The following is a 10,190-nucleotide window of genomic DNA, read 5'->3' on the forward strand; positions in this document are numbered from 1 at the left end:
CCTTTGCGCCCTTCCTCGCACAACTCCGACGGGTACGACGTCGCCTTCCGGCTCCTCCTCGGAGTTCTCGCCGTCGTCGTCCCGCTGTCCCATCTCGCCTGGCTGTCCGGCAACCTCACGGCCTGGCTGACTGGCCACGCCTGGGCGCCCTACCAGCCGACCACCGCCCTGCTGCACCCCGACCAGCTCTGGCCCCGGGCGGGCCACGTCTCGCTCCTGATCGGCGCCCGCATCGTCCCCATCGCGGCCCTCCTCGCGCTCGGCGCCGCCACCGCTGGACTGTGGTCCCGGCACACGAACGGCGGTAGCAGGCGGAAGAAGAAGATCAGGGGGATGGCCAAGCCCGGGGACATCGAGCCCTTGATGGCAAGAGCGATCACCGCCAAAGCCAGGTCGCTGCGGCCCAGCCTGAAGACGGCCAAGCACATCGCGGCAAACGACACCGGCATTCTGCTGGGCAACCTGCAAGGCACCCACCGCGAAGTCCGCATGGGATACGAAGACGTCGCAGTCGCGATCATGGCGCCGCGGTCCGGCAAGACCACGTCCCTCGCCATTCCCTCGATCCTCGCTGCCCCCGGCCCGGTTCTGCTCACCTCCAACAAGGCTGCCGGCGATGCCTACACAACGACGCTCGCCGCCCGCGCGCAGGCCGGTCGGACGTGGTCGATGGACCCGCAGCAGATCGCCCACGCAGACCGCGAGATGTGGTGGAACCCCCTCTCGGATGCCACCACTCTCGACGGAGCCCAGCGCCTGGCCGGGCACTTCCTCGCCGCGTCCGTGGACGCCTCCCAGCAGGGGGACTTCTGGTCCAAGGCGGGATCCAACATCCTCTCCCAGCTCTTCCTCGCCGGTGCCCTCGATGACCGGCCGATCACCGACGTGATGCAGTGGCTGGCCTTCCCCGCCGACCGCGCCCCGCTGGACATCCTGCGTGACCACCACTTCACCGCGGTCGCCGCCCAGCTCAAAGGCACCGTGGAAGGCCCGCCCGAAACACGGGACGGCATCTACGAGACCGCCCGTCAGTACGCCGCGGCACTGCTGAACTCCGAGATCGCCCGCTGGGTCACCCCGCAGAAGGACGTCCCCGAGTTCCGCCCATCCGAGTTCGTCACCTCGACTGACACCCTCTACCTGCTGTCGAAGGACGGCGGAGGCGGTGCGAGCGCACTGATCGCCGCCTGCGCGGACTCCGTGATGCGCGCCGCAACCACGCAGGCCGAGCGTGCCGGCGGACGCCTCGACCCGCCCATGCTCGCGATCCTCGACGAGGCCGCAAACGTCTGCAAGATCTCCGATCTTCCTGACCTGTACTCCCACCTGGGATCACGGGGAATCATCCCGATCACCATCCTGCAGTCCTACCGCCAAGGCCAGAAAGTCTGGGGCGAAGCAGGCATGGACGCCATGTGGTCGGCCTCCACCGTCAAGGTCATCGGCTCCGGCATCGACGATCCCGACTTCGCCGACAAGCTGTCCCGGCTCATCGGTGACCACGACGTCGAGACCCTCTCCACCTCCCGCTCCGAGTCCGGCAAGTCGACCTCCGTGTCCATGCGACAGGAACGCATCCTGCCGCCCGACGCGATCCGCGCCCTGCCCAAGGGCACCGCCCTGTGCTTCGCCACCGGCATGCGCGCCGCCATGCTCGACCTGCGCCCCTGGTACGCCGAGCCAGGCGCCGACGAACTGGGCGCCGCCTCCGCCCGCGCCTCGAAGGCCATCACCGAACGCGCCATCGCCAAGCACGCCTTGGCCCATTCCGACGACGGCCAGACCGCGTGACTAGATCCCGGCTGCACCCACTGCCAGTCCGCTCCCGCGCGGCCACGGAGTTCGTCCGCACCCGCACCTGCCACCGCACCCACGCGCCCTGGCCGGCCAGATCTACGCCGCCGGAGCCGCCGATGAGACCAGCACCTCTGCGTGCCATGGCGATCTTCGGCCGGCTCCTGTGGGAAGCCCTGAACCGTGTGCCACCCGACCGGCCAATGGACCGGCCCCCGCTACACGTCCCAAACCGCCCCTACCGCCCGGAGTTGTCCTGCAGACCGTCGACTTGACCGAACACATCCGTCTCCTCGGCACGGTGGCGCCCGCGCTGAAGAACCTGTGCGCGCAGGTGGAACGGGTACGGGACGGCGAAATCACCAAGCCGGTCCGGGAGATCGCGCCCATCAGCCTGCAGCTGCAGTCGCTGGCAATGCAGTGCACGCAGCAGCTCCACGATCTTTCGGTCAGCCAGTACGCCGCCATGAAAGGCGGGGCGGAGAACCTGGCACATCTCGTCGGTGCCTGCTCCCAGATCTCGCTCGCCGCCACACTGTGCAACCTGGCCATCCACGACCGTACCGAGATCCTGCTGCACGAGGAAGCCGACCCCACCCCTGCGGCCAGCCGGATCCGGCTCCAACGGGCCGGTGACGAGATGCAGCGCGCGGCCACCACCTACCGTGCCGTAGCGCAGCAACTTTCCCTCCGGATGGCATCGGCCGCAGCGCGCAACGAAGACCAGCAACTCATTGCCCATGCCCTGGCCGAGGGCTCGAAGAAGCCACCGGCTGCAACCACGGTCGCGCAGCCGGCCACCACACCGCTGGCTTCGGCGGGCAAGCCGTCCCGCGAACACACCATGCCGGCGCCGCCATCCCCCAGTCAGCACACCGGCCGCCACCGCTGACCCCGACCACCTCCAAGATCCGCCACTGATGACGACACCACCCGACCCCGACCACGCACCCCTGTTCCATGTGGTCGCGCCCGTGCCGCTGACCCCCGTCGAGCGGTTGCTGGCGCTCGCCGACCTCTACACCCAGCACAACGACAGGATCGACCTCCTGTTCTCCGGTCACGCCCATCCCGCCCCCGACGCCTACATGAGCTCCGCCCATCGTCTGGAGCGCGAGGCCCTGGCCTGCATCAAGGACGTCCGGCAGCAGCACCTGCCTGCCATCGAACCAGTGGCCGGCGCCGTCGTGCGCCTGAAGCAAACCGCCTACCTGACCAGCGGGGCCACGCGCTACCTCACCGCCGCCCAGCAAGCCCTGCCCTCACAGGATGCAGAAGACGCACGCCCCGATCCTCACCGCGGCTTCGGACAGTACATACGGCTGGCCCGTGAACTGACCGCCCTCGCCCCCCTGGCCATCGTCGAGTCAGCCAGCCACATCGCCCACAGGCTGTCCGCCAGAGCCCGCAACAGCAGCACCGTCACCGGCCTCGACGCAGCCCAGCACAACGCCCTGCTCGAAGTCGCCCGCGGCCACATCACCGTCGCCGAGCAGCACGGGCACCGCGTCCACGGCCACACAACGACGGTGACCGCCGAGGTGCTGCGCCACCTGGAGGCCCAGGACCTGGTGACCCGCCAGCCCGCATCCACACCCCCGCACTTCCCCGGCGGAGTGCCTCGCGACCGCGTACGCCTGACCGCCCTCGGAATCTCCACGCTCAGCGCGGTCATCGATGCCCCCTTGCACGTCAGCCTGCCCGCGAGATGCCCCTCCCCCGTCCCCGCTGCGGCCAACGCCACCCGCGCACACCGCTGACAGCGCCGCCCGCCCTCTACCAAGTACCGGCTTGACGCCCACCAGCCCGGTGCCCCATCCCGACCATGGCCCACCCCCTGGTCAGCGCAACCAGGCACCTCGGGCGCACCATCGTCCCCTACATCCAGGCCATCCCGACGTGCAGGCCCCACTCCGAAGCTGCTCGATCGAGAACGGCAGCCATCTGTGGATGCACTTCCGCGACGCCGGCAAGGCTCCGGCGGCAACCCACGCCATGCTGACCGCGCGGCAGCAGCCCACCTGCCGCGCCGTCTGGACCCGCGTGGGAAGGCAGCCGGCGCATCACGCTCCACGGACCGGAGTAGACCCCAGCCTCCACCTCCCAATGAAAGCAGCATGGCCCTCACCGACCGCCACGACGTCTTCATCGGCTCCACTGACGACGGCTGGACCTTCGTCGTCCTCAACCGCCCCATCCACGGCGCCTCCCGCATCTTGACCGGTGCAGGATTCACTGCCCGCCGTCACCAAGGCCGCACGCTCTACCTCCTGCCACCGGACACCGCCGAGGACGCACACGAACGTGCCGGTGTCGCGGTCTACGGCCTCATGTCCCACACCCTCGTCGACCTCGCCTGGACCACCCGTCAGCCGACCGCTGACGGGACTGCAGAGCCCGAGGTAGTCATCCGGTTCGCCGGCACCACGGTCACCGCTACCGCAGCCACGGACCAGGCTGCAAGCGTTCTGGTCCAGCACGGATTCCTCCCAGGAGTTGAACCGCGGCACTTTGCGCTGCCATCCCGGCTCGGGGAGCACGAGGCGCTCCAGGCGGTGGTGCACGCCGAGGCACACCTGTACACCCAGGGCATCAGCGTGCGAATCCATCTCGGCATGGCCACCGTCGAGGACATCCCGCCGGCACCGAACCGGCCGGGCTCCACGCCTGTACGACCTGCCGACGCTCCGCCCAAGCGACGCACCCACTAGGTCTGGCGTCCCCCTTACCTCCGTAGGGGTCTCGGCGCCTTGCGCACGCGCGCATGACCGGTCCGTCGTTCGACAGCCCGCCGCCCCGACAACGGCTGGCCAACACCAGCAAAGCCAACCGCAGCTGGCCGGCAACAGGGCCAAACCACTCGACAACTACTCGCCGCGCTCAGAAGCCTCGCGCAGACACTCCTGGAGCCCCTCATACCTCCGATCGACCCCCAGGCCAAGACCGAAGCTCCGCTACCGCCCTCGGAAGACCGGCGCACCCCGGTTCCGGACAGTCAGCCCGGCACAGAGCCGCCCGCCCCAGCCGACCTGTCAGCCATCACGCGTGGCCTGACCTGGCACCAGCGGGCCGCCCTACGCGTGCTGGCCCGAACGCCCAGCCGGATCCGGCAGCGCGGCAACGGCTCCCTCTACGTGGACACTCAAACCTCAGCACAGATCGCGCTCACCACCTGGCGTGCCCTGGAGCGCAAGGGCCTGGCCCACCGCGACCAGGACGCCCACCCTGCCTCGGTCATCGGCCAGCGCCTCGCACCGACCCTGCTCGGGCTGGCCGTCCTCCGTCACATCTCCCGCGTCGCCTTCCCGCCCTCGGCGGCCCAGCTCTGGCCTCCTACGCCGCCGGCGCACTTCATCAAGGTCCCCGCCTCCCAGCAGCACTGAGGGCAACACAACTCTGCTGCCCCGATTCCTCATTCTCCCGGAGGGGATACATGCACACGGTCGATTTGGCAGCCGAAGTCGCGCAGTTGCGGCAGCTCGGCTCCGATTTCGAGCAGCGGCACAGCCAGGTCCGCTCGCTCGCTCTGACACCTGGCACCGAGGCACGCCGGCAGCTCACGACCCAGATCGCGGCCACGAACGATCTGACCCGACGCGTCATGGAACGCCTCGCCACACTCGACTGCAGCCAGTACAGCCAGATACCCGGCAGCCGCCCAGCTCTCGATGCACTCGCTTCCCTCGTCGAGTCCGCAGCCCTGGCCGCAGCCGACCTCGCCTCAGCCCTCGCCGCCAACCCACTGGAAGGCGCTCCGTTCGCCGGCCCCCCGACCGACGAGGCAGCCGTCCGCCAGGCCCGGGACTCTTCAGCAGCCCCCGCCATGGCGGAACACGTCGCCGATGCGGCCCACCAGCTCGACCTGTGCTTCACCGGCTGCTACTACCTCGCCAGCGGCATCACCCAGGATCTGAAGCGGCACGCCGAAAGGAACGAGGCCGCGGCGGCGGCGAAGCTCACCGACAGCCAGTACGACGTCCTCGCCCGCCTCTCCTCGGGCGGCGGCGCCCTCGCCGAAAGGGGGCGGATGGGCGTGAGCAAGGCTCACGACAAGAACGGCACACCCGTCAATCTGCGTACCCTCAGGTCCCTGATCGGGCAGGAACTGGTGACAGTCGACACCGCCACCTCCCTCTACCACGGTCAGCGGCTAGATCTCACGGCGAAGGGCAAGCAGGCTCTCGCCCAGCACAAGCGCGCCACGGCCCCCACCGAGACGCGAGCCGTTGCGCCCTCCGTGCAGAAGCAGGCACACCGTCGAACGCGATGAACGGCCGACTTCCTCCAACGACCGTTTCCTCGCCTGACCCCTCGACCACGCCCCAATAGCCTCGTCGCCGCTTTCAAGAACGCGATCCCTCACCCCCGTGCTGCCTCCGATCCGGTCCGCAGCATGAATCAAAGCGGGAGACGAGGCATGCCCCGGCAACGACGTGGCACCGCGTCACCACCTCCACGCCCCCCACTGTCGCCCCAATCCGCCCTTGCGATGGACTCCTGACGGCCCGCCTCCAGCCAGCCACCGCTCCCGGGGCGAACACAGGCACACACGCCGCTGACCGCGCCACCACCGGCGGCTGCCCTTCGACACCACCGCCTCGCACCCGGCAGTTGTCCGCCGGTCACGCCCTCGACGATCCCTCGGGGGCCCACCCAGCGCCCCGCCAAACAGGGGTCGCTGTGCCTACTCACGATCCCCTGTGACAATCCCTAGAAGAAAGCAATTCATGCCCCAACCTGTCCTGCGCATCCTTTCTCTTGGCGCGGGGGTGCAGTCCACCACGCTGATCGCCCTGTCAGCGAAGGGGAAACTCCCCCCACTCGACTATGCGATATTCGCCGACACAGGATGGGAGCCGGAGGCCGTCTATAGGCATTTGGATCGGATCGAGCGAGAAATAGCACGGCCCGCCGGGATCCCGATTCTCCGCGTCTCGTCCGGGAACATCAGAAACGATGCCCTGGATCCCGAGCACCGTTTCGCCTCCATGCCCCTCTACATTCTGAATCAGGATGGGAAGCAAGGTATGACGCGGCGCCAGTGCACCGGGGAATACAAGGTAAAACCGATCAAGAAGAAGGTCCGCCAGCTTCTCGGGTACCCCTACCCGGAGCGCATCCCCAAGGACGTCTTTGTCGAGCAGTGGGTCGGCATTTCTACGGACGAATTCCACCGAGCCAAGGACGCCGATGTCCGCTACATGAAAAATGCCCACCCGTTGATCGACCTGGGGTGGACACGCAGCGACTGCGTCCGCTATCTGACGTCGTTCGGCCTCGCCGACACACCGAAATCCGCCTGTCTCGGCTGTCCGTTCCACGGAAACGCACAGTGGCGTCACATCCGGGACACCAGCCCGGAGGAATGGCAGGACGTCGTCGCATTCGACGCCGCGATCCGCCAGGGCAACGCCCGCGCGAACGCAACCGGTAACAAGCTGCTCGGGCACGCGTTCCTGCACCGCTCGCGCATGCCGCTCGACCAGGCGCCCATCGACCACGTCACCGCAGCCGAATGGGCCGCCCGCCAGCAGGAACTCGACGACCGCACCGCGGTGGCCGAGGAACTGGAAAACGGGGTGGCCGACGGCTGCTCTCCCTGGGCGTGCCGCGGTGAGTCCGCGCCGGCACAGGAAGGCTTCGAGCTGACGTCCTGATACGCGATCTCCTCACCACGTCGGCTTAAACCGCGCGCTGGCCTTCGTCGGCGTACAACGCGTCGGCCTGGATTGGAATGAACGGCTCTGCGGACCGGCGCTTCTGACAGTCAGCCAACGATCCGGACCTACGTGGCAGATCCACGCGGCCCGCCCCGCCAACACCCCGCTGTGCTGCCGTTTTGCCCGCCGGCCCAGAACGATCCGTGAACCGACAAGCCGTCCTTCAGCGGACTGATCCGTTCGCCGTGGAGGCAGATCCAAGCCGGTTCCTCCACCATGAACTCCCCGAGGAATTCCACCATGACCGACCTCGACGAAGCCCTGGCCCTGTATGACTTGGCCAGCCGGATCGACCGCCTACGATTCCAACTGCGCTCCCTGACCCCTGCTCCCACCATCCCGGGTTTGAACGAGGTATCCACACAGGTCTACACCCTGGCCGGGATCACCGCCGCAATCAGCGAACAGGTCAACCTCCGCCTGTCCGACGGGCTGGCCCGCGTGCCCAGGCAGAAAGCCCTCCAGGCGTACAGCGATGCCCTCGCCCCGCTGGGCGAAGCCATGACCGAACTCGGGCGCCTGCAAACCGAGATCGTGTACTTCGACTTCACCGCTTTCCCCGCCCTCCACGACAGCCCGTCGGACCTGCAACACCGGCGCCAGCAAGCCAACGAGCTCATCACCGGCTGCTGCGGGGCAGCCGACGAGATCCTCGAAGCAGCAGCCGGGGAACTGCGCGCAGCAGCCACCGAGCTGGCGCCAACCCCCACTCGCATACAGGCGACCGCCCTCGCCCACTCACCCCATACGCCCGCTCCGGCGAAGACCGCTGCTCACGCCACGGTCCCGCCGTCCCCGGCCAACGCGGCACCAGGCACCGCCAGGGGACGCTGACCATGCGTTCCGCAGCCCCTCCTCCGGACCCGGCAGCCCGGCATAGGTGCGTCGAACGCTCCTCAACCGGGACAAGAAAGGTAACGCCCCTGTCTCGATTCTCAATAGCATGCCCATTCCACGGAAACGCACAGTGGCGTCACATTCGGGACACTAGCCCGGAGGAATGGCATGACGTCGTCGCATTCGACGCCGCGACCCGCCAGGGCAACGCCCGCGCGAACGCAGCCAGTAACAAGCTGCTCGGGCAGGCATTCCTGCACCGCTCACGCATGCCGCTCGACCAGGCGCCCATCGACCACGTCACCGCAGCCGAATGGGCCGCGCGCCAGGAAGAACTCTCCACCACCGACGCGCCGGTGCCGGACGCGGAAGAACTGGAGCAGGGCGCAGCGGATGGCTGCTCTCCATGGGCCTGCCGCGGTGAGGCGGACGCCGAGCCGACGCAGGACGATTTCGGGCTTGCCTCTTGATCCTTGATCTCTTCGCGGGCCCGGGCGGCTGGAGCCGTGCCCTGTCCGTCCTGGGGGTGCGGGACGTCGGCCTGGAGTGGGACCTGTGGGCCTGCGCCACCCGTGCGCGGGCGGGGATGCTGACGCTGCGGACCGATGTGGCGCTGTATCCGGTGTGGCCGTGGGTCGGCCGGACCCGCGGGCTGATCGCCTCCCCGCCGTGCCAGGCGTGGAGCATGGCCGGCAAACGCCTCGGCCTGGTCGACCAGCCCCTCGTGCACGAGGCCGTCGCCGACCTCGCCGTCGGCCGGGACAGCCGCGAACAGCTGCTTGCCGCCTGCCAGGACGCGCGTAGTCTGCTGGCCGCCGAGCCCATGCGTTACCTCCACGCCCTGAACGCGGTGGGCGAGCCGGAATGGGTCGCCATGGAGGAAGTCCCTGATGTCCTGCCCCTGTGGAAGCAGTACGCGGCCGTCCTGCGCCGCTGGGGATTCTCCACCTGGGCGGGCATCCTCAACGCTGCCGACTATGGGGTACCCCAGACTCGCCGCCGGGCGATCCTGCTCGCCTCCCGCGTCCGCACGGCGCTGCCGCCCACTCCTACACACGCCCAGGTCGCCGAGCCCGAGTCACTGTTCGGGCCAGGTCGCGCCCGGTGGGTGTCCATGGCCGAAGCCCTGGGCTGGGGCGCCACCGACCGGCCCGTGCCCACGGTGTGTGCCGGCGGCGGGCCGGGTGGCGGACCCGAGCCCTTCCCCTCCGGCTCCCGCCAGAGCCTTGCCAACGCCCGTGACCGCGGCACCTGGCAGCCCCGGTCCGCCAGCAGCACCGTGGTACTCGAACCGCACACGCGAGGCGCGGGACGGACTGCCCGGGACGGCACCCGTGGCCCCACACCCGCCGACGCACCGGCGCCCACGTTCACCAGCCAGGCCACCCACTGGAAGTGGTCCCTGCGCAGCTCCAACCAGGCCAACGCCACCGTCCGGTCGGTGGAGGAACCGGCCGGCACGCTGTTCTTCGGACACCGTGCCAACGAGTGCACGTGGGTCGCCGAACCCGTGACCGCACCGCCGGAAGGCGACGCCGCAGGGACGCCGGACCCGATCCGGATCACCGCCCGCGAAGCCGGCCTGCTGCAGACCTTCCCCGGCGATTACCCCTGGGCCGGCAACAAGGGACAGCAGTTCTCCCAGATCGGCAACGCCGTACCACCGCGGCTCGCCGCCCACCTCCTGGCTCCGCACCTCAACGTGCCGTTCGATCCCGACGCCTTCACCCTCGCTGCCTGATGTCACCTGACAGTGAGGATTGACCATGGCATCGCCCGGGGGTCTGACTCTTCACCTGACTGGCGCTTCGGTTGTCCTTCTGGGGAATCGTCGGCCTG

General features: G+C 68.9%; 10 protein-coding genes. All 10 read left to right on the plus strand.

Annotated features, from left to right (window positions below):
* The first annotated feature begins 3 nt into the window (after positions 1–3).
* The 10 genes from ABT245_RS42910 (at position 4) to ABT245_RS42955 (ending at position 10,092) form a co-directional block, all read left to right on the plus strand.
* Positions 4–1,791, plus strand: coding sequence for a type IV secretory system conjugative DNA transfer family protein (locus ABT245_RS42910; RefSeq protein WP_351745702.1), 1,788 nt, complete (start codon positions 4–6; stop codon positions 1,789–1,791).
* A gap of 274 nt (positions 1,792–2,065) precedes the next feature.
* Positions 2,066–2,686, plus strand: a complete 621-nt coding sequence (locus ABT245_RS42915; RefSeq protein WP_351745703.1) for a hypothetical protein — start codon at positions 2,066–2,068, stop codon at positions 2,684–2,686.
* A gap of 28 nt (positions 2,687–2,714) precedes the next feature.
* On the plus strand, positions 2,715–3,554 hold the full coding sequence (locus ABT245_RS42920) for a hypothetical protein (protein WP_351745705.1): 840 nt from the start codon (positions 2,715–2,717) through the stop codon (positions 3,552–3,554).
* 357 nt (positions 3,555–3,911) lie between these two features.
* Positions 3,912–4,505: a hypothetical protein gene (locus ABT245_RS42925; RefSeq protein ID WP_351745707.1), complete on the plus strand. Its 594-nt coding sequence runs from the start codon at positions 3,912–3,914 to the stop codon at positions 4,503–4,505.
* Between the two features lie 369 nt (positions 4,506–4,874).
* Positions 4,875–5,177 carry a hypothetical protein gene (locus ABT245_RS42930; RefSeq protein WP_351745709.1) on the plus strand — a complete coding sequence of 101 codons (303 nt, stop codon included), beginning with the start codon at positions 4,875–4,877 and terminating at the stop codon, positions 5,175–5,177.
* A gap of 50 nt (positions 5,178–5,227) precedes the next feature.
* Positions 5,228–6,064, plus strand: a complete 837-nt coding sequence (locus ABT245_RS42935) for a hypothetical protein (RefSeq protein ID WP_351745712.1) — start codon at positions 5,228–5,230, stop codon at positions 6,062–6,064.
* A gap of 514 nt (positions 6,065–6,578) precedes the next feature.
* Positions 6,579–7,451: an adenine nucleotide alpha hydrolase family protein gene (locus ABT245_RS42940; protein ID WP_351745729.1), complete on the plus strand. Its 873-nt coding sequence runs from the start codon at positions 6,579–6,581 to the stop codon at positions 7,449–7,451.
* A 303-nt stretch (positions 7,452–7,754) separates the two neighbouring features.
* Positions 7,755–8,348, plus strand: a complete 594-nt coding sequence (locus ABT245_RS42945; RefSeq protein WP_351745715.1) for a hypothetical protein — start codon at positions 7,755–7,757, stop codon at positions 8,346–8,348.
* Between the two features lie 272 nt (positions 8,349–8,620).
* A complete protein-coding gene (locus ABT245_RS42950; protein WP_351745717.1) occupies positions 8,621–8,821 on the plus strand; it encodes a hypothetical protein in 201 nt (66 codons plus the stop codon).
* Entirely contained in the window at positions 8,818–10,092 is a 1,275-nt protein-coding gene (locus ABT245_RS42955) for a DNA cytosine methyltransferase (RefSeq protein ID WP_351745720.1), read from the plus strand. Before ABT245_RS42950 ends, ABT245_RS42955 begins: the two co-directional genes overlap by 4 nt.
* Positions 10,093–10,190 lie beyond the last annotated feature (98 nt).

Origin of the sequence: Streptomyces sp. NPDC001508 (assembly GCF_040298665.1) — a bacterium.
Classification (GTDB): Bacteria; Actinomycetota; Actinomycetes; order Streptomycetales; family Streptomycetaceae; genus Streptomyces.